Here is a 22856-nt window from a genome sequence, read left to right on the forward strand (position 1 = left end):
ATGATTTAAAATAGCGTGTCGCCGATGTAGCCGCCTTCCCTGGCACCCGGCATGCAGGCATACAAGCCGCTGCCGACATGCGTGATGTACTCGTTGAGCCTGTCGGCGGATGCGAGCTTTTGCTGCATGGGAATGAATTGTTTGCGCGGATCGCGGTTGAAGCAGATGAACAGCAGCCCCGCGTTGATCTGCCCTGTCTTGACATCCATGCCATTGGAGTACGAGTAACTGCGGCGCAGGATTTTCACCTTTCCGTCCATGTGGGCGAGGGCGACGTGGGAGTTTGGCGCGATAAGCGGCTTTCCCGTGCTGTCCTTGCGTCCCAGTTCCAGATCGTCGAACTCGCCAGACTTGCCGATCGGTGCTCCTGAATGGCGATGTCTGCCGAATGTGGCCTCCTGGTCTTCCAGGGAGGAGCGGTCCCACACCTCGATACGCATCCGAATCCGACGCATCGCCATGTAGGTGCCTCCTGTCATCCAGGATGGGCTTTCTGCGGAGTTCGCCCATACGATTTCGTCCGCCAGCTTCGGCTCCGAAGCGATCGGATTGTTGGTGCCGTCTTTGAAGCCCAGCAGATTGCGCGGAGTGGAGCCGGAGGGATCGGCTGATGCTGTACGCTGAAAACCTTCCTGCATCCAGTGAAGCACGGCCTTGCCTCTGGCGATACGCGCGAGATTTCGCATGGCGTGAAACGCCACCTGTGGATCATCAGAACAAACCTGAACCACTATGTCGCCTTCGGACCAATCTGGATTGATTTCATCACTGTTGAAGCGCGGCATATCGACCAGCGGGGCAGGTTTTTTGCTTTTCAAACCAAAACGATCATCAAAAAAGGATGCTCCCAGCCCAAACGTAATCGTCAGCTTCATGGGAGCGAGGCCTATGCTTTCCCCTGTATCGACAGGAGGGAGATGCGGATTGTCGATCTCGTCATCGACGGACTGGCCTGCTGTGAGACGAGCAGAAGCAACAGTCCAGCTTTGGAACAGCTTCCGGACATCTCCCAGCGAAGAAGTGGTCAGATTGAACGCAGCCATGCTAATGAAGTCCTGCATGGGAGTGATGATTCCTGCTTGGTTTTTTCCGTAAAAAGGGATGATGCCGTCTTTGGAGGCAGCTGCGGATGCTGATGGTTCAGTCTGTGTAAGCTGCGGGAAAAAGGTCTTCATGCCTCCCGCGCCTACCAACAGACCAATTCCACCAATCCCCGCCATTTTGAGTACGTCGCGCCGCGTCAGTTTCTTTTGGCTCGTCTCTGTCTGACGGTTCATTTCCTTTACCCTCCCAGAATCGTGCCCATTTTGGATAGAGGTTCAGCCAGTGCATCAAGGGCCTGACTAAGCTTTTTGACTTCGGGCTCGGTCAATTCGGTGTACAGAACGTAACCCTGCTCTTTTTGGTAGGGAGCCAAGGCCTGATCCAGCTCCTGGAACCGCAATTCAATCTCTTTCGCCAGTTCAGGATCCTTGTTCGCGACGGAAGACTGCAGCACTTTGAAAATTTCATTGGCCCCCTGTACATTGGCGGCAAAGTCATAGAGATCCGTATGAGAGTAGCGCTCTTCCTCTCCCGTTACCTTGCTGGAAGACACTTCGTTGAGCAGTTCGACGGCTCCAGTGACGAGCATCAGTGGATCGATTTCCACGCTTTCCACCTTCACGCGCAGCTGCTTCGCGTCCTGGAGCAGCTGGTCAGCGATCTTTTCCTGGCCGGCGACAGACTTCGTTTCCCACAATGCTTTCTCCAGTCGGTGATAGCCGCGCCATTCCTCAGCAGGGACGTCTCCCTCACGCGCATCGAGCCAGGGGTCGAAGTCACCAAGCGATTCAGCAATCGGTTCGATTCGTTCAAAGTACATGCGAGCAGGCGCGTACTGTTTTTTTGCTGCTTCTATATCGCCGGCCTTCACAGCTTGTGTGAAGCCATCCGTAGCTTTGACAAACAAATCGGTCTGCTCGATCACCCATTTATGGTAATCGGCAATGGCTGCATCGAGCTCAGGAGTTGTAGCCGCGGCAGTCTTTTGCTCAGATTGGGCAGCAGCTTCTGGTTTCACCTCGGATGTCGTCTTCGATTCGTTGCTTCCGCAGCCTGTGAATACCAGCGAGGAGCTGAGTGCAATCGCGGTAAGTGGGTAACCCCATTGTTTTCGCATGAAAAAACATCCCCTTGTCATATAAGTGAACGCTAATATAATGATAATAAAAATCATTCTCAACGAAAAAACAATAAACGTATCCATCCCAAAATGCAAGCGGAAAATCCTGTTTCCGAATGAAAGGGAGTGATAGGCTCGGCAAGCGTCTTTTTTTTCCTCATTTTGGAACAAAAGTTTAAGACAGTTGCACTAATCTGCAACAAAATATGCGTTTGTCTTACCACGTCTTTGATCATTTCCGTATACCTTGTACGAGGTGGCGCCGATTCAAACAGGTATTGGAGTGATGAAGAGAATGAAATTGATTATTCATGAACAGGAGATAAAAGCGTACTTTGAAGGCTTGCGGCAACTCATCTGGGGAGGATCCAGCAAACCAAAGCCTCCGGTTGAGGAACCCCCATGTCCGCCCGAAAAGTCAGAGTTTCGCAAAGTGCTTCAGGGCTATCTCCATCAGTCGATTGAGATCGCGACGGATGCGGGAAGCCTGGCTGGAGTTCTGAGAGAAGTGGGCGATGACTATGTGGAGATCAACGAGCCGGGCGGTACGCAAGTCATCGTCCCCTTGGGCCAAATCAACTACGTGCAAGCTTTGTAAGGAGGAGAAGAATCGATGGATTTTCAAGAAAAATTGACCACATATATCGGCCAGACGGTAGAAATCGCAACAGGCCTCCAAGTGACGACTGGCGTGCTGAGCCGCGTAACAGACAGTACAGCGACTTTGCTAGCCGCAAGTGCACCTGGTTACGGCGGAGGGCAGAATGTCACCTTTCCTCTAGAACGCATCACATTCGTACGGGTCGTCTAAGCATGCGAACAGCTGCACAGGGAGGGGCAGCGCATTCGGTATCTGCGATCATCTCTGCGATGTACACCACACACCATCTGCAGAAAATGGTGGCGGTCAGTCAACAGCTTGGCTCCGCGGATATAGTCGTAGCCGCCGCCAGTCACCTGATACCGGAGATTCCCACCTCTGTCCGTGCCAAGACACGAATGGTTCCTGTCGAACCGGAACTACAGGTAAACCCCTTTTCAGGCAGGGCGCTCGCGGCCAGTCATGCCCGCGGGGCGGTCCTCCTGTTTCTGGGGGAAGATCGCTTCTATTCGGCCATGGAGCTGCAGCGCTTCTTGTTTCCGATTCTTCATGGCAGGGTGCAAGTGCTTCTCTCATGCGAAGGCAGGCGTCACCACAGGAGTAGAACGTCTTTGCCCCTGGACAGTCTGATTCTGTTTTTCCATGAGTTGCTTGGCAGGACAGACCTGGGGACCGCCTCTCTATTTGGGACTCCTCACGCTATGACCCAACATGCGCTCAGACGGATCAGCGCAGAGCTTTTGCAGCAACCGGCGCATGCTCTTTATCAATGGATAAAAACAGGCGTGAGAATCGGGGTGCAGCCGGTGGAGCCGATGCGGAATGCCATTCCCTATAATCCGCAGCTTTATGGAGCCGTCCAAGGGGAGTGCTCCTTTTTTGAAAAAGCGGTGATCCGGGAGCAGATGGACTTCGCAGCCAGCCTTCCCAAGAGAAACGGCCTGACAGACGGAAGAAGACGAAGGGAGGAGCTTTTTCAGGAATCTCTCCCGGAATGTGCGCAGCCAAGGCCTAAAGTCGACAAGGGAGCGCGTCTGTCTGTCATCATTCCGGCACGGGATGAAGCCAGCACAATAGAATCCGTGATTCGTGAGGTGAAGCTGCTGAATCCGCTGGAAGTGATCGTCGTGGTCAACGGATCCCGAGACGGTACGGCTGCAAAGGCGCGTGCGTGCGGGGCTGTCACCGTAGAATTTGCCCATCCTCTCGGAGTTGATTCCGGGCGGGCAATAGGAGCAAGCATTGCAGCAGGGGACATTCTGCTTTTTGTGGACGCCGATTTTGTATTGCCGGCACAGGATTTGTATCCCTTTGTCTTCGGGTGTGAGAAGGGAATTGATCTCGCCTTGAATGATCAATCCGCTTTTTTCGAGTCGCATTCCGGGAATGTCGTCGTCGCTGCCCGTCAAGCGCTTAACTTTGTTGCTGATCGCAAGGATTTGGGTACGGGGTCGATGCTTGCCGTTCCATTCGCCCTGAGAAAAGAGGCGTTTGCTTCGTTGGACTGGTCACTGCTCGCTTGTCCTCCACTGGCGCAGATGGCTGCTCTGACAGGGGGCTTGCGGGTAGAACTGGTTCACGCCGTCGACAGCTTTTCTCTCAATCGGTTTCGTCCGGAAAAGCACCTTGCAAAAAGAGGCCATTCTCCGGCGGTGGCACAAATGCTTGGAGATCACATGGAGGCTTTCCACTATTGGAGCAAGCAGTACCGAGGAGGGCATCCAAAGTAGACAAAAACAAGGAGGGAAGGCCGCAGTATGACAGAGCGAAAAGAAGGCTTGGTCAGCTTGGTGATTACCAATTACAATCGCGCCAAGTATCTGCGGGAGTGTCTGGAAAGCATTCGCATGCAGACGTATCCCCGTTGGGAAATCATCTTTGTCGATGATGCTTCGACGGATGATTCGGTGCAGGTCGTACGCGAGTGGGTGGAAGAACACCGCGATATGTGGAGCGAAGATCGACAGACTGTAATACTGACATTGCCTCGCAACATCGGGTTTGCCGGAGCGATCAATGCCGGCTTTTACCTGGCGCAGGGGGAATTTATCGCCGTCCAGGATTCGGATGATTACTCCGACAGGGAGCGTTTTGCGAAGCAGGTCGAATATCTGCAACAAAATCCGCAGGCGGAACTGGTCGGGACGAACTACTATGCTTTTCCCGATCACGCGCCTGCTGAAAAAAAGCGGGCGACGTGGATTCGCTACGGAGAAGAGATTCGCCGCGTTTACGGACGAGGAGGGCACTGTGTCTGCCACGGGACGATTCTGTTTCGCGGCAAATTGTTCGATCAAATCGGTGGACCGACTCGTCGCATCACTGGGGCGGAGGATTACGAATTTATCGCCAAAGCTCTCAACAGCAAGGCACAGATCGAGAATCTGCCCGAGCCGCTGTACTATTACCGCGTCCACGACAGCCAGCGGTCCGCGCAGTATTACAGAAGAAAGGAGAGTAACGATGCCAACTAGCTCAGAGCGTATCCTGATGGTGATGGACAGCATGGGTACGGGCGGTACCGAAACCCATGTCCTCAGCTTGGGAAAAGCGCTGCGTTCGAGCGGAGTTCAGCTTTTTTACTCAGGGGCTGACGGCCCCTTTTATCGTGCATTTGCGGACGCCGGTTTCCGTCTGCACCTCATCGAGCAGTCGAATGAGCCTCTGCCGATGCGAAGAGAGAAGCAACAGCAAACCTTTCGAGACATCATAAAGGAAGAAAACATCTCAATCGTTCATGTGCACCAGACACCCTCCGGTCTATTGGCTGCGGAAGCGGCGGCAGAGCTGGGAGTTCCGATTGTGTTTACCATGCATGGCACGTATTATCCGGTCGACGAAGCTGTCTCACTTGCACAGCGGTGCGATGCGATGATCAGTGTAAGCAAGCCGGTTCAAAGCTTCTGGAAGAAACACGGAGTCGAATCCACGGTGATCTCCAATGGAGTGGACCTCCAGGAATTTGAGACAGCCTCTACGGTAAATTTGCGTGAGACCACGCTCTCCTCCCTTCCTCAAGACGCTTTCATCGTCACATACGTCAGCCGTTTAGCCTGGCAGAAGGCGTCTGTCTGCAACATGCTGCTGCGCTCCACCAAGACCTTGAACGACATCCCCAACCTGCACATCGTTGTTGTCGGCACGGGGGCCCAATCGCATTTCGTCCAGGAGTTGGCGCAGGCCTTAAACAAACTCAAGGGTTATCCCTATGTACACATCGCCGGTGAACAAACCGATGTCAAACCCTACTATGAGGTGAGCGATCTGGTCGTGGGTACTGGCCGAGTTGCTTTGGAAGCCATGGCTTGCAGAAAACCGGTCCTGGCGATCGGAAACCATGGCTATGTCGGGCTTGTTACGCCGGATATCTACGACTTGGCCTGGGAGTATTACTTCGGGGATCACCAATCTGTAGGCAAGCCTTCCCCGGGCATGATTGCTGAAGCACTGCGCAAGGCGTTTGCAGATCGCCACCTGCTGCAAAGCTGGGGAGAACAGGGAAAAGACTGGGTGAGAACCCGCTTTGACATCCGACAGAAAAGCGAGGAGCTGCTTGCCTTCTACTCCGCGGTGCGCAGCAAGAAAAAAGGAGGAGGGACCACATGAGAAAAATCCTCTACGTAGGCTGGATCGGATTCGACAATCTGGGCGATGAGCTGATGTGGCATGTGTTTCGGGATTTGGCTACGAAGTACCTCAACACACAGACTCACCAGGTGATTCCTTCAATGCCGGGTGTGGATTTGCATGATTTTCGTCCTTACGATACGGTGGTTCTCGGCGGGGGCTCGCTCCTTGTCCCCGGCTATGTGGATGTGGCGCACCGGGCCGTACAGCAGAAAAAAAGACTGGTGATTTGGGGGAGCGGCTATGATAGCCAGCTTCCCGTGAAGTTCGATGCGACAGGAAAACTTCTTACCGCTTCCTTTCAGGAGAGCCCGAAGATGCAACAAATGCTGCGTGAGATCGGAGAGCACGCTCAATACTTCGGCGTGCGCGGACCGCTTACGCATGAATATTTGCGAGAAATGCGAGTGGGCGGCAGCTTGCAGATCAGCGGAGATCCCGGAATGCTGATGACTCCGCCGGATGGGATCGTCCACGGCGAGGAGCACCCGCCTATGGTCGGCATCAACTGGGGGACCACGTACAACCGCATCTACGGAAAGAACGAGGCTGTGGTCGAAGATGCGTTGGCGCAGGTGGCGAAGACCTTGATTCAGCATGGGTTTGGCATCTACCTCTATACGATGTGGGGACCGGATCGAGGGGCGATCAGACGTCTCTACCAGAAGATTGGCGCTCCCGAGCATGTCACGCTTGATCTGGAGCTGCATGATCACAGCGAGATGATGCGCCGGCTCAGCCGCTGTCAGGCGACGATCAATTTCAAATTGCACGCCAATGTCTTGAGCGCCGTAGCGGGAGTGCCGTTTGTATGTCTGGCGTACCGTTTCAAATGTCTGGACTTCTGCTATTCTCTCAGTCTGCCGGAGATGGCGATTCCCACCGATCATCCGCAGCTCCGGCAGCAGATCCTGACGCGTACAGTAAGAGCGATGGATGAACAGGCTTCGCTGCGCGACCTATTCGTCAGCCAGCGAAAGGAGACTACAGATCACTTGAGCAAACCGTTTTTCCATGGTGATTTATAGAGCAGCACCCTTGCGTTCGCATGTCTGACGGACCAAGGGTGTTTTGCTGTAGCTGCAGGATGTGAGAGAATGTGATGAGAGGAAAAAAGAGGAGAGAGGGAGAGCAGAACCATGCTGAAACAAATCAAAGTCCTGCATTATGACGCCTTCAGCTTGATCCCGAACAAAGGAAATCCGGCAGGGGTCGTGCTGGAGGGAGATCAACTGACGGAAGAAGAGATGCAAAAGATTGCTTTTCAGGTCGGTTTTAATGAAACCGCCTTTCCGATTCGCTCTGACAAGGCGGATGTCCGCATCCGCTTTTTTACTCCGGGGCATGAAGTCGATCTGTGCGGACACGCGACGATGGCGACGGTCTTTGCCCTTGTTTCGCAGGGGCTCCTGGAAGAAAAAGAAGAGATCCTGATTGAAACGGAAGCCGGGATCTTGCCTGTGCGCATCCAGACCACGCCGCACGGGGAGATTCGCATCACGATGCAGCAGGCCGCCCCACAGTTTACGGCGTTTGAAGGCTCTGTCGAGGAATTGGCAGCGGTGCTCGGTCTCGGAGTCGAGGATATCCGGACAGATTTGCCGATCCAGTACGGCAGCACAGGGCTGTGGACGCTGATTGTGCCGCTGGCTTCGCTGGACGCCTGCAAACGGATGAAGCCGGACAATTCCCGTTTCCCCGAGGCGCTGACGCAGATGCCGCGTGCATCGATTCATCCCATATGCCTGGAGACCATCGATCAGGGCTCTGATATGCATGCCCGCCATTTCTCTTCGCCTTTTTCCGGCACAGTGGAGGACCCCGTCACCGGTACGGCTTCCGGTGTGATGGGGGCGTATTACGTAACCTTTGTCGATCCGGGCAAGACGGGACCGCGTTCATTTGTCATCGAGCAAGGACAGGAAATCGGGCGGGATGGACGGGTACGAGTGACCGTCACCCCTGATCAGGATGGCGCTTTGGCAGTCGAAATTGCCGGCAACGCCGTATTTGTAAAGGAATTTGCTGTAGAAATCTAGGCCTGATTGGCGCGTATTCGTTCCAGAGCTGTCTCCATCTCCTGGATAAACAAAGGAACGGCTGGATTGGCATTGGCTGTTTTCCAGGAGGCTACCACATCTACGGAATGATCCTCGCCTTGAATATCGATAAAACGCAGGGTAGGACTGGCGTAGAGCAGCAAATGCCGGGACAGAATCGTGACACCGATGCCCGCGTCGACGATCATCAGCACCGCGTCTGTCCGGGAGGCCTGACTGACGATCCGGGGAGAGAAGCCGTGCTTGGCGCACATCGACAGGACGTAGTCATAGCCCTGTGGTGATTCCTCGCGTTCCAGCATCACAAAAGGTTCATGCTCCAGCTGGGCAATCGACAGGTTGGGCTGATCAGCAAGCGGATGATCGTGCGGAAGGATAATCGAGTAAGGCTGAGTCCATAAAGGCTTGTAGGTAACACCGCCCAGATTGTGCAATCCGTGCGAGAGAGTAAAGGCGAGATCGATCTCGCCTGACAGCAGCATGTTCGTAAGCTGTCCGATGTTTTCAAAGCGGAAATGGATCGTGACCTGCGGGTATTTGCTGCGAAAAGCACGAACGACCGAGGGCAAAAAGTCTCGCACAGAGACACTTAAAAGCCCGATGTTGATCGTTCCCACCAATCCTGCTTCCGCTTGTCTGGCATGCTCGATGGACAAGGCCAACCGCTCCACAATCTCTCTGGCATCCTGTAAAAAGACGCTGCCTGCGCTGGTTAATTCAACGGAATGCTTGTTGCGGCGAAACAGCTTGACGCCCAGCCTTTTTTCCAGAGAGGCGATCTGCTGACTGACGGCTGGCTGGGCCACGTAGAGCCTTTTTGCGGCTTCCGTGAAGTTGAGATGCTCGGCAACGGCGATGAAATAGCGGAGTTGGCGTATGTCCATAGAGACCTCCCGTGAGCTCGTTGTAATGGTTTTATCATAACATGTCGGTGGAATGCAGGTATCCTGTAATAAGCTTTCCTTATTACCGAGATAATCTCCCAATATTTCAAAACACTCTTGATTTCTACTACCATACAGATAAGTCATCTCAAGCAGGGAGGATACCTACGTTGTCTACCATTACGCATGATGAAGCCGTCGCACGGGCGATAAGCATGATTCCGCGCATTCAATCCCGCGCTCAGCTATCCGAAGAGCTTCGCCGCCAACCACAGGAGAACATTGATGATTTTATCGCCTCCGGCCTGATCCGCGCCTTGATGCCCAAACGTTGGGGCGGGCATGAGCTGGGTGTGGAGACGATGTATAAAACGACTTTTGAAATCGCCAAGGCTGACCCGTCAGCAGGTTGGTGCTTTGGTCTTTTGGTCCTTCATTCCTGGATGCTCGCCTATTACCCCGATCAAGCTCAACAGGAGGTCTGGGGGGAGAATCCCGACGCCTGCATCGCGTCGTCGTTCGGCTCTCCGCAGTCACAAGTGTCCCGCGTAGAAGGCGGTTTTCGCGCGAGCGGGATTTGGGGCTTCTCATCGGGAATCGACCACAGCGACTGGGCGATGCTGTTTGGCAGCGTTCCGTCACAGGAGGAAGGGTCTCCGCCCTACGCCATGATGATGCTGGTGCCGAAAAAGGATTACACGATCCTCGATACCTGGCACACCGTCGCGCAGAGAGGGACGGGAAGTAAAAACCTGCAGTTGAACGATGTGTTCGTACCGGAGCATCGAACCTTCGACATGGTCGCCTGGTGTCAGCGGGGAGTGGGGCCGGGGAACCTCATCAACGATCTTCCGCTCTACAAAAATCCTTTGTACGCGGTCATTCCGGTCAGTTTGACAGCAGCCCTCCTGGGAGCGAGTGTCGGAGCCTATGAATTGTGGCGGGAGGGAATCCGTACGAAATCAAGCGTGCGCCAGGCAAAAATCGCGGACTTCACGCATCAGCAGATCCGGGTCGCAGAGGTATCCGCCACGCTGGATGCGGCCATCGCTCTCTTTGAAAAATCGCTGACCCGTCTGAGCACGGATACGCCTATCGATACGTATGAGCGTCTGCGACTGCGCCGAAACTATGGCTTTACAGCGAAATTGTGCAAAGAAGCCGTCAAGACCATCGTCGACTACAGCGGTGCGAGCAGCATGTATGAGAGCCATCCGTTGCAGCGATACTGGAGGGATGTGCAAGCCTCATCGATGCATATTACCTTCAATATGGATCATTTGGGGGAAATGTTTGGCAAAATAGAGTTGGGAATATCTTTAAGCCCGAAAGATTCGCTGTTATCATAAGAAGCATGATAGAAAAAGGAGGGTACCATACAATGAGCAAACAAATTCCCCAAGAATTGTCGCAAGAACAGATGGACTTTATGAATGACAAGCCTTTGATTCTGCTGAGCACGATCGATGCGGAGAGCAACACGCCGAACACATCCGCCATCTCCTGGGTGAAGGCGCATACACCGACAACAATCCGTTTCGCCGTTACCAACAATTCTCGTACTGCGGCGAATGTGAAGGCCAATCCTCGCGTTTCGCTGACCATGATCGCGTTGGGCACCGTCTACTCGATTGTCGGAGAGGCGCACATCCTCGAGGACAAAATCGAAGGCATCGCCATGCCGCTGTCCAAAATCGAGGTTCGCATCGAAGGCGTATTTGAATCCATGTTCTGGGGGGCTGCGATCACACAAAACCCAGCCTACGAAAAAACCATGAACATCGATAAGGCGATTGCCTTGGACAATCAAGTGTTTGCTGCATTGCTGTCATAATGGTGCTAGTCTAGGAAAGCCGAGTGAAAGCGGGAGAAATCCTGCTTCCGCTCGGCTTTTTATGTGGAGTAGGAATTTCAGAGAAAAAGTATAGATCAAGGAATGGTTGAGAATGCTAGAACTATCACCATCAATTGGAAAGGAGTTTTGGCCAATGGAAATTACCCTGGGAGCTGATGAGGTCATACACCGCATCCGTCAAAGGCAGTCCAATGGAGATTCACTCAGTAAAAAGCAAGTGAAGCAAAACGATCCTGAGTTGATGCGAAACGCGTTGTTTTATTTTCCTAGCTGGGAGCATGCGTTGAAGAGTGCCGAAAATCTATAGTTGAAAGTATGGTAAGGAAGGGGCCAGTCGTGTCCCTTCCTATTATTTTTGGACTTAAACAAGTGCTTAATAGGGTCTGAAAGTGGCGTTTCTAGGTGTAAAAGAAGGCGAATGCAAGAATTTTCCCGGTAATCGTGCCCTTACAGAGAATAAGGAACTTGGCGCTTGACAGGTACATTCGAGCCATGTAATATACCTATAGGGGTATAGGTAAAAAACGAATCAACCGCCAACAGGCTTTCTAAGGAGAGCGAAATTTTTTTACTCCAAATAATACCCCCGTAGGTATAAGGAACCCACTTTCAAAATATAGGAGTGAGATCATGGACTTTAAAGTAGATAAGGTTCTGGATTGCAAAGGGCTCGCTTGTCCAATGCCGATTGTCAAAACCAAAAAGACCATCGAACAAATGGAAGCAGGTCAGGTGCTGGAGATGCAGGCGACTGACAAGGGCTCTGTAGCCGATATTCAGGGCTGGGCAAAAACGACCGGTAACGAATACTTGGGTACGGAGACAGAAGGCGATGTGTTCAAGCATTATCTGCGAAAGGCTGGCCCGCAGGCAGCCAATGATCCGTCCACGTATCCACAGACCATCTCGAATGCCCTGCTACTGCAAAAGCTGGAAGCACGCGAAGCGATCATCGTTGTCGACGTGCGTGAGTCCGATGAATATGCAGATGGCCACATCCCGGGCGCAAAAGCGATTCCCTATGGCGAGCTGGAAGGCAGATGGGGTGAACTGAACCCGGACCAAGAAATCATGGTCGTCTGCCGGACGGGTAACCGCAGTGATCTGGCATGTAGTTTCCTGGCCGAGAAGGGTTTTTCCAAGCTGAAAAACGTCCTGCCGGGCATGTCAGGCTGGAATGGTCCGGTCGAAACCGGAAAATAAGCGAAGCAAGCGATCTTTATATAAGGAGGAAACGAAAATGATCACCATGATGACGGCAAAAGATGTTGGCACAATGGTAAAGCACAAGGAAGAATTGTTTATTCTCGATGTTCGCAACCAGACTGACTATCAGGATTGGAGAATCGAAGGAGAGCAAGTAGAGAGCATCAATATTCCGTATTTTGACCTGATCGACGGTGTAGACGGGGTGCTGGACCAAATCCCAGCCCATAAAAAGCTCTTGGTCGTCTGTGCAAAGGAAGGCTCCTCCAAGTTCGTCGCAGAGCAGCTCGCAGAAGCTGGACTGGAGCAGGTAGCCTACCTGCAAGGCGGCATGAAGTCCTGGAGCGAGTATCTGGAACAAGTGCTGGTCTTCGCGGATGAACGCATGAAAGTCTACCAATTTCTGCGTCTGGGTAAAGGCTGCCTTTCCTATATGGTGGTATCCGGTGGGGAAGCGCTGGTGATTGATCCATCCCGTTTCACAGATGTCTATCTGGATGCCGCGAAACATGAGGGTGCAAAAATCTCGCACATCGTCGATTCCCACTTGCACGCGGATCACATCTCAGGAGGAAAACAACTGGCGCAGATGACTGGAGCCGATTACTACATGATGAAAAGCGAGGGCGCTGTTTTTTCCTTCAAGCCCTTGGAGGAGCATGACCGCATCCGCTTTGCCCAGGTCGACCTGCGAGTATTGGCAGTGAAAACACCGGGACATACCCCCGGCAGTGTCTCTTTCTTTGTCAATGACAAGCTCTTGTTCTCCGGCGATACCCTTTTCGTAGGTGGATTGGGACGCCCGGACCTTGGAGGCAAGGCAGCCGAATGGGCGCAGGACCTGTATGACACGGTGTATGGAAAAATGGCTGCCATGGCGGATGATGTCATCGTATTGCCCGGCCACTACGCCGAATTGGACAGAGAAGTGAATGAATCAGGCTACGTAGGAGCACAGCTGGGTGTGATTCGGGCTGCCAATGAATTGATGAACCAGCAGGACAAGAAATCGTTCGTCGATCAGGTTGTCGCCCAGGCCAAGACGGAAACACCGCCCAACTTCGAGGAGATTATCGCGATCAATCGCGGGGTGGAGGAAGCGACCGCAGAGCGCCAGCAAGAGCTGGAGATCGGTCCGAACCGTTGTGCCCTGCACCACACTCATGAATAACCCTATCAAAACCAAATCACACAAAAAAATGGAGGTATAGATTATGAACAGCACAAAAGTAATTGATGCAAAAGGACTTGCTTGCCCGATGCCAATCGTACGTACCAAAAAAGCGATGGATGAGCTGGCACCAGGAGAGATTCTGGAAGTGCATGCGACAGACAAAGGCTCGAAAAACGACCTGACAGCGTGGGCTGGCTCTACGGGGCATGAACTGCTGAAAAGTGAAGAAGAAGCTGGTGTGTTCAAGTTCTGGATTAAAAAAGGCGAGTAATGCAGCATGATCGGTACCGGAGCGGCAAGCGTAATTGCCGCTCCAGCTACAAAGAAAGGAGTGAATGGGCCTTATGGACGTGGGGTTGATCATCATGCTGTTTGCCATCGGCTTCGTAGGGTCCGCGATCTCCGGCATGGTGGGGATTGGCGGGTCGATTATCAAATATCCGCTGCTCTTGTACATCCCGCCTGCTTTGGGATTTGCCGCCTTTACCGCACAGGAGGTATCGGCGATCAGTGCGGTTCAGGTCTTTTTTGCCACACTGGCAGGGATGTTCGCTTACCGCAAAGGCGGATATATCAATAAGTCATTGATTCTGACGATGGGGATCGTCATCATGATGGGAAGCTTCGCCGGTGGTTTTGGTTCCAAGTACCTGCCAGACCAGGTGATCAATCTAGTCTATGCCTTTCTCGCCTTGATCGCTGCGGTGATGATGTTTATGCCCAAAAAAGGGGATGAACTGGAGGATTACACCAAGCTTGCATTCAACAAGCCGCTGGCTGCCGTGCTGGCCGGTGTGATCGGGATTTTGTCAGGGATCGTAGGGGCAGCGGGTGCATTCATAACCGTTCCTGTGATGCTTGTCATTCTTAAAATTCCGACTAGGGTCGCGATTGCTTCTTCCCTCGCAATCACCTTTATCTCTTCCATCGGCTCCACAGCAGGGAAGCTGATGGGTGGTCATACGTTGCTGTTACCTTCGCTGGTCATGATTGTGGCTAGTATGATCGCATCGCCGATCGGAGCTGCCATCGGCAAAAAGATGAACACCAAGCTATTGCAAGGAATTCTGGCGATCTTGATTACAGCCACAGTCGTCAAAATCTGGATGGACATTCTCATGTAGAGGCGACATGTACTATGAGACGTTACAAGCCTACTCATCTCTTGTATCATGGAGGTAACATGGAGATAAATACGAGAGCGGGGAGTTGACGGATTGCTAGATGTCATCCAATTGGGTCCATTTTTAATAAAAATGACAACCATCCTCTACATTGCGGCGGGTTTGCTTGGTTATCTGACGATCTTCTTTTCCCTGAAGAATGAAGCTGCCTTGAGAAAAGAGATCACGGAGATGGTCAGTACGGCAGTGATTGCGTCGCTGCTCATCTGGAAGTTCAGCTACGCCCTTTTTCATCCACTGAATGTTTGGGAAAATCCTGCCGCCCTGCTCTATTTTTCAGGAGGAGATTCCGGGGTTTGGCTGGCAGTTCTCGCAGCAGCCGCTTACCTGGCTTTCCAGATCAGGAAGCGGCAAATCCCGGTGAAGCTGTTTGGAAAGACGCTTTTTCTGGGTCTGGTCACGGCCTGGGGAGCCGGACATCTGCTCTGGGCTGTTGTTTTTCGGCAGGATTGGCTGTATGACGCTGCACAGGCGGGACTTAGCCTGATCTTGTTCCTCTGGCTGACCGCAGGGACAGTGCAGCGGAAGAGATGGGTAGCGATTGCAGGCATTATCGGACTGATCGGCTGGGGGATGCTGAATTCCGGAAGCTCTTCCCTCGCCCCAGGACAAGCGAGCGGACAAAGTTCGCTCAAGGTCGGCTTGAACAAAGGGGAGCTTGCCCCCGACTTTGAATTGCGCACGCTGGAGAATGAGCGTATTCGGCTGTCGGAGCTGAAGGGTCAGAAGGTGATCCTCAACCTCTGGGCCACCTGGTGTCCGCCGTGTCGGGCCGAGATGCCGGATATGCAGGCATTTTACGAGCAGGAAAAAGACCAGGGCGTGACGATCCTAGCCGTAAACCTGTTTGATACGGAACAGGGCGAGGAGCAGGTAGCCGCTTTCCTCAAGGAATACGGCATCACGTTTCCGGTCGTTTTGGACGAGGGCAAGCAAATCTCGCGCCTGTATCAAGCTATCTCAATCCCGACCAGCTACATCATCGATTCGCAGGGCGTGATCCAGTACAAAATGATCGGACCGCTCACCAAGGAAATGATGGAAAAAATGCTGGCTTCTATCGAATAGGGGGAGTGGACAATGACACTTCATATCGGGGCGATTGTCTTGGCTGCTGGCATGTCGAGGCGCATGGGAGCCGCCAAGCCTTTTTTGGAGTTGAACGGAAAGCCTTTGTTTCGCTACGCGGTGGAGCGGGCAGTCGCGGGCGGCTTGCACCCCGTCGTGTTGATCACAGGGGAGCACAGCGCAAGAATGCGTCAGTTGACTAGCGATCTGCCGCAAGTCGAGGTCGTCGACAATCCGGATTACCGGACGGGCATGGCTGCTTCCCTGCGTGTCGGGGTTGCGGCAGTACGGGGGCGCGCCGATGCAGCACTGGTATTTTTGGCGGACCAGCCTCTCGTACCCGATGCGGTGGTGCAGGGATTGGTCGACGCCTATCGCAGCCGCCATGCAGAGGGAGTGCGGATCGTCCGCCCGTTGTACGCCGGGAATGCTGGCCATCCGGTCTTGTTCGCTTCCTCTCTCTTTGACGAACTGTCCCAAGTGTCCGGGGATCAAGGAGGCAAGGAGGTAGTCAGCAGATACAAGCAGCAGATGGCAGCCGTTTCTTTTGAGCAAGCGGACTGGGGCCTGGATGTCGACACCCCAGAAGAGTACCAGGCGCTCCTCCGCAAGCAATCACAGCTATTTGGCTAATGGATCACTGACGTAAGCCGTTCTCCAAAAGGCAGGAAGGAAGAACAGCGGGTAGATCATAAGAGCAAGGTTCGGGATCCACCAGGTCAGATCGAATTCCAACCGGATGGCCCAATAGGAAATCGCCATGAAACCGGAGCAAAAGGTGAGAATGAGCGAAAGAAAGGCTGCAGACTTCCATGCTGGAGCCTTTTTTCGATGCAAATAAATAGCGCCGAGTCCCGAAGCCGAGATCATCATATCCAAAGGAAAGAAGGACCAATTCCAGGCAACGAGGATAGGGTTCGTATAATCAGAGTAGGCGTACTCTACCGGAATCAGACCCGCTGCGGTGAAACCGAAGTAGAGGATAAACGCCACATCCGTGACAAGGAAAAACCAGCGCAAAATACGCATGTCAGGCTGCTTCGGGCTTGATACAGTCATGAGGATGCACCTTCTCCACCGATATTCAATCCAATGACACCAAGGATAATCAGAAGAATAGAGACAGCTTTCCACACGTTCAACGATTCCTGGAATACCAGAAAGCCGATCACAGCGATCGCGGCAGTCCCGATGCCGGACCAGATCGCATAGGCGACACTGACGGGAATTTGCTTCAGGGAAAAGTTCAAACTGGAAAACGCCAACAGATAAAAAACGACCATCAGTGTAGAGGGCCAAACTTTGGTAAACCCTTGTGACAGCTTCATCGACACTGTCCCCGCCACCTCCAGCAGAATGGCAAACATCAAGTAGACCCAAGCCATTGTTACTCGCTCCTTTCGTCTTTTCGTGTTGTGATGCCATAGAGCAACGTATCCACCATCGTGTGTACGGCACTGGTGAGTGACTCCGTGGAATGGATTAAAAATCCGGGGTCAAAGATAGCTCCCGAGGCTCCGCGCATGATCTGAATGACAGTTGGCACATGGACAGGGCGCAGCTCGCCGCTGGCAATGCCTTCGTGGATAATGGCCGTTACCGTATCCCATTCCTCCTGCAGCAATTGATCGATCTTTTTCCATTCTTCCGGAGCAAATCGCTTCATTTCGTCCAGCAGACGGACATCGCCAATATGCAGTCCGCTGGGAAGAATGGAGAGAACCTCCTTTAATTTTCGCACCGAACTCCAGTCCTGATGGTCATAAATCGCTTTTTCCGCCTGCTTGACTTCCGCTATGGCCTCATCGACGATCACGCTGATCATCTGCTCTTTGGATTCAAAATGCTCATAGATGGTACGCTTGCTAATCCCCAACAGAGCAGCAAGATCGTTCATCGTAAATTTCAATCCTTTTTTCACGATCAGCTCCAATGCCGCTTGCTGCAGTCTTTTTTTCAAAGGAAATCGTCCCTCCCGTCGCGGTGGATTCGTTTTGGTAACAATGGTACTATATTATTATTTCCAGTACCGAAAGGGAAGGGGTAAAAAAAGCTTTGTCCCCACCGGAACTCCGATGGAGCAAAGCTTTTGAAAGCTCATGCTTTGGGGATCAATGCCTTTTGTTCTTTGGCATGCTCGACGCCGGCAAAGATCAGATGGCGCACATGGTCGTCATCAAGGGAGTAGAAGACCAGCTTGCCTTCTTTGCGGTATTTCGCCAACCCCATGTTGCGCAGCAGACGCAAATGATGAGAGGTGTTCGCAATGGAACTGCCGATGACGGCTGCGATGTCGCAGACGCACAGCTCCTCTTCCAAAGACAGGATATGAATGATCTTGGCACGGGTATCGTCGGCCAAAGCCTTGAAGATTTTTGCAACGCCTTCTGATTCGTGTGCCAAGGGGCGCAAACGATTCACTTTTTCATCATCGAAGCATTGAATTTCACAGACGTCGTCCTTTTGTTTGGACGCCATGGAAAATCACCTCTTATTCATTACACTCAATGTCCTCCTATTATAACACTCAAGCGATAAGTGAAAAGGCAAAAGGTACAGTTCCGTGACGTAGTAGTGTCAGCCCGCATTTTCGTGTAAGATGGACATGTTTATACATCGGATCGGTGTTCGACACGGGAGGAGAAAGAGAATGGAAGTACACGGCAAGTGTCCGAAATGCAAATCGCTGAAAATTGATTTCAAGGAATCGATCAACCGCGTCCTATACGTTGTCATTTACGCGTTCGTCTTAATGGTGATCGCCTGGATCGGGATTCGCTTGAACGGGACTCCGGTGATTTTTTTGTTCCTCGGTCTGACCGGGGCGTTTTTGCTCTTCATCGTGAGGCTGATCCTGGAAAGACGAAAGGTGATTCACTGCACTTGTCTGGATTGCGGGACGAAGTGGCAAAAGGGACCCAAGGAATAAAAAGAATAGCGACAGGGCATGGTGGTAGAGACTTTTCTTGTAGAGAGGTCTCTTTTTCATTACAAAAAATAGGCGAAAAATTCAAATCTACACTTGAATGATGTGTTTGGTTTGACTATTATAATAATTAAATATCCATTTGAATGATTCGTGCATAAAATGAATGGAGCAAGGGAATGGGATCGAGGTGAGCGACGATGTCCAGTTCAGAACAACATGCCCATAAGCATGACCACGAACACGATCATGATCACTCTTCATGCGGGCTAGGCGATCACAAGGAGCAGGCCGTGCCGTTCGCGGCATCTGCAGGAGCGGCAGTATATCGCATACATGGGATGGATTGCAGTTCATGCGCCAAGTCGCTGGAGAAGCATATGCGGACCTTGGCGGCAGTCAAAGAGGTCAACGTCAATTTTTCTACAGGAAAGATGCATATCGTAGAGGAAGGGCTGGGGAAGGAAGCGGTCATGCAGGAGGTCTCCAAAGCGGGATACACGGCAAGCCCGCTCGCCAGGCGCATGGGTGCCAAGGAAGCATCCGCTGATCGTACGGGAACGCAACTGACGATCCTCTCCGGTATTTTATTGTTGCTGGGCATTATCGGTTCTTTTACCAGTGTTCCTGAGGCAGTCACCATCAGCTTGTGGGCACTGGCGATCGTGACGGGAGGCTACAAGCCTGCCCGCAGCGCTTTTTACGCGATCAAAAGCGGTTCGTTGGACATGAACGTCCTGATGAGCGCTGCTGCGATCGGGGCTGCTGCGATCGGAGAATGGCTGGAAGGGGCGACAGTCGTCTGGCTGTTTTCCGTCGGCAACATGCTGCAGGCGCGCTCCATCGAAAAAACCAGGGATTCGATCCGCAATCTGATGGATCTGGCGCCGTCCGAAGCCTGGGTGAAAACAGGCGATTCCCTGACTCGCAAGCAAGTGGAGGAAATTCGGGTAGGCGAGATCATCGTCGTCAAGCCGGGGGAAAAAATCCCTCTGGACGGCGAGGTCCTCATCGGGACTTCCAGCGTCAATCAAGCCCCGATTACAGGGGAATCGATTCCGGTCGACAAGACAGCAGGCGATGTGGTCTTTGCCGGAACGGTCAACGAAAGCGGAGCATTGGAAGTGAAGGTGACCCATCTCGTCGAGGATACGGCGATTTCCCGCATCATTCATCTGGTCGAAGAAGCCCAGGAGAAGAAGGCGCCGACACAAGCTTTCGTCGACAAATTTGCCGAGATCTACACCCCGATCGTACTGGTGCTGGCAATGCTTGTCATCGTCTTTCCGCCGCTGTTTTCCTTCGGCACATGGGGAGAATGGTTTTACAAGGGACTGGAGCTGCTGGTTGTGGCGTGTCCATGCGCACTGGTCATCTCTACGCCGGTAGCGATTGTATCTGCGATTGGCAATGCAGCGCGCCATGGGGTATTGATCAAGGGCGGGGCGTTCCTGGAAAAAGCAGGTGCCATCCAGGCCATCGCTTTTGACAAGACAGGAACATTGACGGAAGGCAAACCCGAGGTCAAAGAAGTGCTGACCGCTGCAGGGGAGTCCGAGGAGCAATTGCTGCGGATCGCCCGAACGGTGGAGGAACAAGCGAAGCATCCGATCGCGCAGGCGATTGTCACTTACGCGCAGAAGAGGGGTTTTTCCCCGCTGACCGGGAACGATTACCGGGCCATCGTCGGCAAAGGCGCGGAAGCCGTGATCGCAGGCGAGACCTACTACGTCGGAAAACCTGCGCTGTTTGCAGAGCTGGGGGTCTCGACTGCTGACTGGGAAGATTCGATCGAGAAGCTGCAGGAAGAAGGGCATTCCCTGATCGTCGTAGGCACGGCCAAGCGGATCATCGGGTTGATCGCAGTCGCGGATACGATCCGGGAGATTACGGTACGTGCGATCCAGCGGCTGAAGGCGGACGGGATTGGCGAGATTGTGATGTTGACCGGGGATAACGCTGGTACAGCGCGCAAGGTGGCGGAACAGACTGGGGTCAGCCGTTTCCAGGCCGAGCTGTTGCCCGAGCAGAAGGTGGAAGCTGTCAAATCGATGCAACAAAAAGGCCAGGTCGTTGCGATGGTAGGGGATGGCATGAACGATGCTCCTGCTTTGGCGACTGCGGATCTGGGGATTGCGATGGGAGGAGCGGGGACCGATACGGCGATGGAGACGGCCGACATCGTGCTGATGGCGGACAATCTGGAAAAGCTGCCGCATACTGTGAAGCTGAGCCGAAAAGCTCTGCGAATCATCAAGCAAAACATCTGGTTCTCGATCATCATCAAGCTGGCGGCGCTGATTCTGATCTTCCCTGGCTGGCTGACCCTGTGGCTGGCTGTCGTCAGCGACACCGGGGCTGCTCTCATCGTGATCTTGAACAGCATGAGGCTTTTGAGGTTCAAGGATTCCTGAGATTTTTTCCTTGTGCTCCTTTTACTTTTTATGGTATCCTATGTTCATTCTAATGCGAAGGGATGACCTAAAACGCCAATGATCATCTAATACCGATTCCAAGAAAGCAGTCGAATATATGACCTTGCGATTTTCTGGATAGGATTAGTATGCATATTGGCAAATAGAAGGTAGCTCCCACCCGTATTAGGGGGATTTTTGTCTTCTTTTTTGTGAAAATATGTAAACCTCCTGTCCAGAAAATGTAGGGATGAGGAGGTTTTTTTATGTCAGGTTTACTGCGAAATCGTTACGTGCGATCGATTTTGTTATCCGGTTTGTTTTTGCAAATCGGAATATGGGTGCGCAACTTTGCGATTCTGCTTTTTATTATGGAGCGCACCGGAGGCGACGCGTTTGCCGTCTCCATGATTTCGGTAGCGGAGTATGCCCCGATCTTTTTATTTTCTTTTTTGGCAGGGACTTTTGCCGACCGGTGGCGGCCCAAGCGGACGATGGTCTGGTGTGATGTGCTGAGTGCTGCGTCCGTTCTTGCTGTACTGGTGACATTTGTTTTTGGGACGTGGAAGGCCGTCTTTTTTGCGACACTGATTTCCGCGATTCTCTCCCAATTTTCACAGCCGTCCGGAATGAAGCTGTTCAAGCTGCATGTGCCAGCCGAGCAGCTGCAAGCCGGAATGTCCGCCTATCAGACCTTGTTCGCGCTCTTTATGGTCCTGGGACCGATTATGGGTACGTTTGTGTTTCAGAGCTTTGGATTGGAAGTAGCGATGGGGATTACCGCAGTGGCTTTTCTCTGTTCGGCTGCGGTCCTGTATTCCTTGCCGCCTGATCCGATGCCGGAGAAAAACGCAGAGAAGTCACAGCTTCTGCAAGAAATGGCCAGCGGTCTTCGCTACATGAAGACGAACCGGGTACTGAGCATCCTCGGCTTCTGTTTTGCCGCGGCGGGCCTGGGTCTGGGAATGATTCAACCGCTGGGTATTTTTGTGGTTACCGAACGACTGGGTCTCCCGAAGGAAAGTCTGCAATGGCTGCTGACTGTCCAAGGTGTCGGGATGATTGTCGGCGGGGGGCTGGCGATGACCTTCGCCAAGAAAGTCCCGCCGCAAAGACTGTTGATGATCGGGTTGTTGGGCAATGCCGTTGCTTTCAGCGTGATGGGAATCTCCACGACGCAGTGGCTGACGCTGTCGATCTGCCTGCTCGGAGGACTGTTGCTGCCGTGCATTCATATCGGGATCAACACCTTGATCATGAAGCATACGGAGAGCGCCTTTATCGGTCGCGTAAACGGCATTTTGACGCCGCTGTTCACCGGCTCGATGGTGATCACGATGAGTGCGGCAGGGGTTTTGAAGGAGCATTTTTCCCTGCTGACGATTTATCAAGGTTCGGCGATTCTGTTCGTCATCGGGATGTTGTTTATCCTGCCGTTGGTTCGGATGCCGCAAGAGCCGCTGGTGCGAAGCCAGGAAGAAAGACAGGTTGCCCCGGAGTAATATCTCCGGGGTTTTTTTGACATTCAGGATGTCCCCCAGCGAAGATCCCAACCCGCCTAAGCGTTCTCGCCTTTTTCCTCAGCTCCACTACAGATTGAGGACCACGAAAGCAAAAGGACGCGGGTTCCCGCGTTTTTCTTATGCAGAGAAAAAAGGCATGTCAGGATATCCAGGAAGAAATAGGAAGATAC

Annotated in this window: 26 protein-coding genes; 19 read left to right on the forward strand and 7 right to left on the reverse strand. The window is 52.8% G+C overall.

Features of this window, described 5'->3' with window-relative positions:
* Window positions 1-5: 5 nt before the first annotated feature.
* Both efeB and efeO read right to left on the reverse strand, forming a co-directional pair.
* Window positions 6-1277 carry an iron uptake transporter deferrochelatase/peroxidase subunit gene (gene efeB, locus EDM58_RS10980; protein WP_122913375.1) on the reverse strand — a complete coding sequence of 424 codons (1272 nt, stop codon included), beginning with the start codon at window positions 1275-1277 and terminating at the stop codon, window positions 6-8.
* Between the two features lie 5 nt (window positions 1278-1282).
* Window positions 1283-2161 (reverse strand): iron uptake system protein EfeO, encoded by an 879-nt coding sequence (gene efeO, locus EDM58_RS10985; protein ID WP_122913376.1) that lies wholly within the window; start codon window positions 2159-2161, stop codon window positions 1283-1285.
* Between the two features lie 298 nt (window positions 2162-2459).
* Between efeO and EDM58_RS10990 the strand changes: the two genes are divergently transcribed.
* From EDM58_RS10990 to EDM58_RS11015, 7 genes are all read left to right on the forward strand, one after another.
* Window positions 2460-2762 carry a DUF2642 domain-containing protein gene (locus EDM58_RS10990; protein ID WP_122913377.1) on the forward strand — a complete coding sequence of 101 codons (303 nt, stop codon included), beginning with the start codon at window positions 2460-2462 and terminating at the stop codon, window positions 2760-2762.
* A 15-nt stretch (window positions 2763-2777) separates the two neighbouring features.
* Window positions 2778-2975 carry an LSm family protein gene (locus tag EDM58_RS10995; protein WP_023558586.1) on the forward strand — a complete coding sequence of 66 codons (198 nt, stop codon included), beginning with the start codon at window positions 2778-2780 and terminating at the stop codon, window positions 2973-2975.
* 2 nt (window positions 2976-2977) lie between these two features.
* Entirely contained in the window at window positions 2978-4495 is a 1518-nt protein-coding gene (locus EDM58_RS11000) for a glycosyltransferase family 2 protein (RefSeq protein ID WP_246000655.1), read from the forward strand.
* A gap of 27 nt (window positions 4496-4522) precedes the next feature.
* Window positions 4523-5239, forward strand: a complete 717-nt coding sequence (locus EDM58_RS11005; protein ID WP_122913378.1) for a glycosyltransferase family 2 protein — start codon at window positions 4523-4525, stop codon at window positions 5237-5239.
* Window positions 5229-6371, forward strand: coding sequence for a glycosyltransferase (locus tag EDM58_RS26170; RefSeq protein ID WP_246000656.1), 1143 nt, complete (start codon window positions 5229-5231; stop codon window positions 6369-6371). Before EDM58_RS11005 ends, EDM58_RS26170 begins: the two co-directional genes overlap by 11 nt.
* Complete coding sequence (locus EDM58_RS26175) at window positions 6368-7420, forward strand: polysaccharide pyruvyl transferase family protein (protein ID WP_246000657.1); 1053 nt, start codon at window positions 6368-6370, stop codon at window positions 7418-7420. Before EDM58_RS26170 ends, EDM58_RS26175 begins: the two co-directional genes overlap by 4 nt.
* Window positions 7421-7534: 114 nt before the next feature.
* The gene (locus tag EDM58_RS11015; RefSeq protein WP_122913405.1) at window positions 7535-8431 is read left to right on the forward strand and encodes a PhzF family phenazine biosynthesis isomerase; all 897 of its coding nucleotides are present in this window, start codon (window positions 7535-7537) and stop codon (window positions 8429-8431) included.
* On the opposite strand, the gene EDM58_RS25505 is transcribed toward EDM58_RS11015, so the two are convergent.
* Window positions 8428-9336, reverse strand: a complete 909-nt coding sequence (locus EDM58_RS25505) for a LysR family transcriptional regulator (protein WP_183187476.1) — start codon at window positions 9334-9336, stop codon at window positions 8428-8430. The genes EDM58_RS11015 and EDM58_RS25505 overlap by 4 nt on opposite strands.
* A gap of 170 nt (window positions 9337-9506) precedes the next feature.
* On the opposite strand from EDM58_RS25505, the gene EDM58_RS11035 reads away from it, so the two are divergent.
* From EDM58_RS11035 to EDM58_RS11070, 9 genes are all read left to right on the forward strand, one after another.
* Window positions 9507-10685, forward strand: a complete 1179-nt coding sequence (locus EDM58_RS11035; protein ID WP_183187477.1) for an acyl-CoA dehydrogenase family protein — start codon at window positions 9507-9509, stop codon at window positions 10683-10685.
* Window positions 10686-10717: 32 nt separating this feature from the next.
* Entirely contained in the window at window positions 10718-11170 is a 453-nt protein-coding gene (locus EDM58_RS11040; protein WP_183187478.1) for a pyridoxamine 5'-phosphate oxidase family protein, read from the forward strand.
* Between the two features lie 154 nt (window positions 11171-11324).
* Window positions 11325-11498, forward strand: coding sequence for a hypothetical protein (locus EDM58_RS25680; RefSeq protein WP_183187479.1), 174 nt, complete (start codon window positions 11325-11327; stop codon window positions 11496-11498).
* 323 nt (window positions 11499-11821) lie between these two features.
* Window positions 11822-12394 carry a sulfurtransferase TusA family protein gene (locus EDM58_RS11045; protein ID WP_122913383.1) on the forward strand — a complete coding sequence of 191 codons (573 nt, stop codon included), beginning with the start codon at window positions 11822-11824 and terminating at the stop codon, window positions 12392-12394.
* A 37-nt stretch (window positions 12395-12431) separates the two neighbouring features.
* Window positions 12432-13568, forward strand: a complete 1137-nt coding sequence (locus EDM58_RS11050; protein WP_122913384.1) for an MBL fold metallo-hydrolase — start codon at window positions 12432-12434, stop codon at window positions 13566-13568.
* 43 nt (window positions 13569-13611) lie between these two features.
* Complete coding sequence (locus tag EDM58_RS11055; RefSeq protein WP_122913385.1) at window positions 13612-13842, forward strand: sulfurtransferase TusA family protein; 231 nt, start codon at window positions 13612-13614, stop codon at window positions 13840-13842.
* Window positions 13843-13915: 73 nt separating this feature from the next.
* Entirely contained in the window at window positions 13916-14695 is a 780-nt protein-coding gene (locus tag EDM58_RS11060; protein WP_122913386.1) for a sulfite exporter TauE/SafE family protein, read from the forward strand.
* A 93-nt stretch (window positions 14696-14788) separates the two neighbouring features.
* On the forward strand, window positions 14789-15823 hold the full coding sequence (locus EDM58_RS26180; protein WP_246000659.1) for a redoxin domain-containing protein: 1035 nt from the start codon (window positions 14789-14791) through the stop codon (window positions 15821-15823).
* Window positions 15824-15835: 12 nt separating this feature from the next.
* Window positions 15836-16456, forward strand: coding sequence for a nucleotidyltransferase family protein (locus EDM58_RS11070; RefSeq protein WP_122913387.1), 621 nt, complete (start codon window positions 15836-15838; stop codon window positions 16454-16456).
* Here EDM58_RS11070 and EDM58_RS11075 read toward each other — a convergent pair.
* From EDM58_RS11075 to EDM58_RS11090, 4 genes are all read right to left on the reverse strand, one after another.
* Window positions 16445-16852 carry a DUF5360 family protein gene (locus EDM58_RS11075; RefSeq protein WP_122913407.1) on the reverse strand — a complete coding sequence of 136 codons (408 nt, stop codon included), beginning with the start codon at window positions 16850-16852 and terminating at the stop codon, window positions 16445-16447. The genes EDM58_RS11070 and EDM58_RS11075 overlap by 12 nt on opposite strands.
* 26 nt (window positions 16853-16878) lie before the next feature.
* Window positions 16879-17208, reverse strand: coding sequence for a DMT family transporter (locus EDM58_RS11080; RefSeq protein WP_122913388.1), 330 nt, complete (start codon window positions 17206-17208; stop codon window positions 16879-16881).
* Window positions 17209-17210: 2 nt separating this feature from the next.
* Complete coding sequence (locus EDM58_RS11085; RefSeq protein ID WP_122913389.1) at window positions 17211-17783, reverse strand: TetR/AcrR family transcriptional regulator; 573 nt, start codon at window positions 17781-17783, stop codon at window positions 17211-17213.
* A 137-nt stretch (window positions 17784-17920) separates the two neighbouring features.
* On the reverse strand, window positions 17921-18301 hold the full coding sequence (locus EDM58_RS11090; protein WP_023556814.1) for an ArsR/SmtB family transcription factor: 381 nt from the start codon (window positions 18299-18301) through the stop codon (window positions 17921-17923).
* A 172-nt stretch (window positions 18302-18473) separates the two neighbouring features.
* On the opposite strand from EDM58_RS11090, the gene EDM58_RS11095 reads away from it, so the two are divergent.
* The 3 genes from EDM58_RS11095 (at window position 18474) to EDM58_RS11105 (ending at window position 22665) form a co-directional block, all read left to right on the forward strand.
* Window positions 18474-18752, forward strand: a complete 279-nt coding sequence (locus tag EDM58_RS11095) for a hypothetical protein (protein ID WP_122913390.1) — start codon at window positions 18474-18476, stop codon at window positions 18750-18752.
* A gap of 197 nt (window positions 18753-18949) precedes the next feature.
* Window positions 18950-21163, forward strand: a complete 2214-nt coding sequence (locus tag EDM58_RS11100) for a heavy metal translocating P-type ATPase (protein WP_122913391.1) — start codon at window positions 18950-18952, stop codon at window positions 21161-21163.
* A gap of 266 nt (window positions 21164-21429) precedes the next feature.
* Window positions 21430-22665: an MFS transporter gene (locus tag EDM58_RS11105; RefSeq protein WP_122913392.1), complete on the forward strand. Its 1236-nt coding sequence runs from the start codon at window positions 21430-21432 to the stop codon at window positions 22663-22665.
* Window positions 22666-22856: the final 191 nt, after the last annotated feature.

Origin of the sequence: Brevibacillus panacihumi, from assembly GCF_003710985.1 — a bacterium.
Classification (GTDB): domain Bacteria; phylum Bacillota; class Bacilli; order Brevibacillales; family Brevibacillaceae; genus Brevibacillus; species Brevibacillus panacihumi.

What these genes read in the sequence shown, in the direction of transcription:
- efeB (WP_122913375.1), bottom strand. Translation starts at nt 1,277, where the DNA reads ATGAACCGTCAGACAGAGACGAGCCAAAAGAAACTGACGCGGCGCGAC.
- efeO (WP_122913376.1), bottom strand. Translation starts at nt 2,161, where the DNA reads ATGCGAAAACAATGGGGTTACCCACTTACCGCGATTGCACTCAGCTCC.
- EDM58_RS10990 (WP_122913377.1), top strand. Translation starts at nt 2,460, where the DNA reads ATGAAATTGATTATTCATGAACAGGAGATAAAAGCGTACTTTGAAGGC.
- EDM58_RS10995 (WP_023558586.1), top strand. Translation starts at nt 2,778, where the DNA reads ATGGATTTTCAAGAAAAATTGACCACATATATCGGCCAGACGGTAGAA.
- EDM58_RS11000 (WP_246000655.1), top strand. Translation starts at nt 2,978, where the DNA reads ATGCGAACAGCTGCACAGGGAGGGGCAGCGCATTCGGTATCTGCGATC.
- EDM58_RS11005 (WP_122913378.1), top strand. Translation starts at nt 4,523, where the DNA reads ATGACAGAGCGAAAAGAAGGCTTGGTCAGCTTGGTGATTACCAATTAC.
- EDM58_RS26170 (WP_246000656.1), top strand. Translation starts at nt 5,229, where the DNA reads ATGCCAACTAGCTCAGAGCGTATCCTGATGGTGATGGACAGCATGGGT.
- EDM58_RS26175 (WP_246000657.1), top strand. Translation starts at nt 6,368, where the DNA reads ATGAGAAAAATCCTCTACGTAGGCTGGATCGGATTCGACAATCTGGGC.
- EDM58_RS25505 (WP_183187476.1), bottom strand. Translation starts at nt 9,336, where the DNA reads ATGGACATACGCCAACTCCGCTATTTCATCGCCGTTGCCGAGCATCTC.
- EDM58_RS11040 (WP_183187478.1), top strand. Translation starts at nt 10,718, where the DNA reads ATGAGCAAACAAATTCCCCAAGAATTGTCGCAAGAACAGATGGACTTT.
- EDM58_RS25680 (WP_183187479.1), top strand. Translation starts at nt 11,325, where the DNA reads ATGGAAATTACCCTGGGAGCTGATGAGGTCATACACCGCATCCGTCAA.
- EDM58_RS11045 (WP_122913383.1), top strand. Translation starts at nt 11,822, where the DNA reads ATGGACTTTAAAGTAGATAAGGTTCTGGATTGCAAAGGGCTCGCTTGT.
- EDM58_RS11050 (WP_122913384.1), top strand. Translation starts at nt 12,432, where the DNA reads ATGATCACCATGATGACGGCAAAAGATGTTGGCACAATGGTAAAGCAC.
- EDM58_RS11055 (WP_122913385.1), top strand. Translation starts at nt 13,612, where the DNA reads ATGAACAGCACAAAAGTAATTGATGCAAAAGGACTTGCTTGCCCGATG.
- EDM58_RS11060 (WP_122913386.1), top strand. Translation starts at nt 13,916, where the DNA reads ATGGACGTGGGGTTGATCATCATGCTGTTTGCCATCGGCTTCGTAGGG.
- EDM58_RS11070 (WP_122913387.1), top strand. Translation starts at nt 15,836, where the DNA reads ATGACACTTCATATCGGGGCGATTGTCTTGGCTGCTGGCATGTCGAGG.
- EDM58_RS11075 (WP_122913407.1), bottom strand. Translation starts at nt 16,852, where the DNA reads ATGCGTATTTTGCGCTGGTTTTTCCTTGTCACGGATGTGGCGTTTATC.
- EDM58_RS11080 (WP_122913388.1), bottom strand. Translation starts at nt 17,208, where the DNA reads ATGGCTTGGGTCTACTTGATGTTTGCCATTCTGCTGGAGGTGGCGGGG.
- EDM58_RS11090 (WP_023556814.1), bottom strand. Translation starts at nt 18,301, where the DNA reads ATGGCGTCCAAACAAAAGGACGACGTCTGTGAAATTCAATGCTTCGAT.
- EDM58_RS11095 (WP_122913390.1), top strand. Translation starts at nt 18,474, where the DNA reads ATGGAAGTACACGGCAAGTGTCCGAAATGCAAATCGCTGAAAATTGAT.
- EDM58_RS11100 (WP_122913391.1), top strand. Translation starts at nt 18,950, where the DNA reads ATGTCCAGTTCAGAACAACATGCCCATAAGCATGACCACGAACACGAT.
- EDM58_RS11105 (WP_122913392.1), top strand. Translation starts at nt 21,430, where the DNA reads ATGTCAGGTTTACTGCGAAATCGTTACGTGCGATCGATTTTGTTATCC.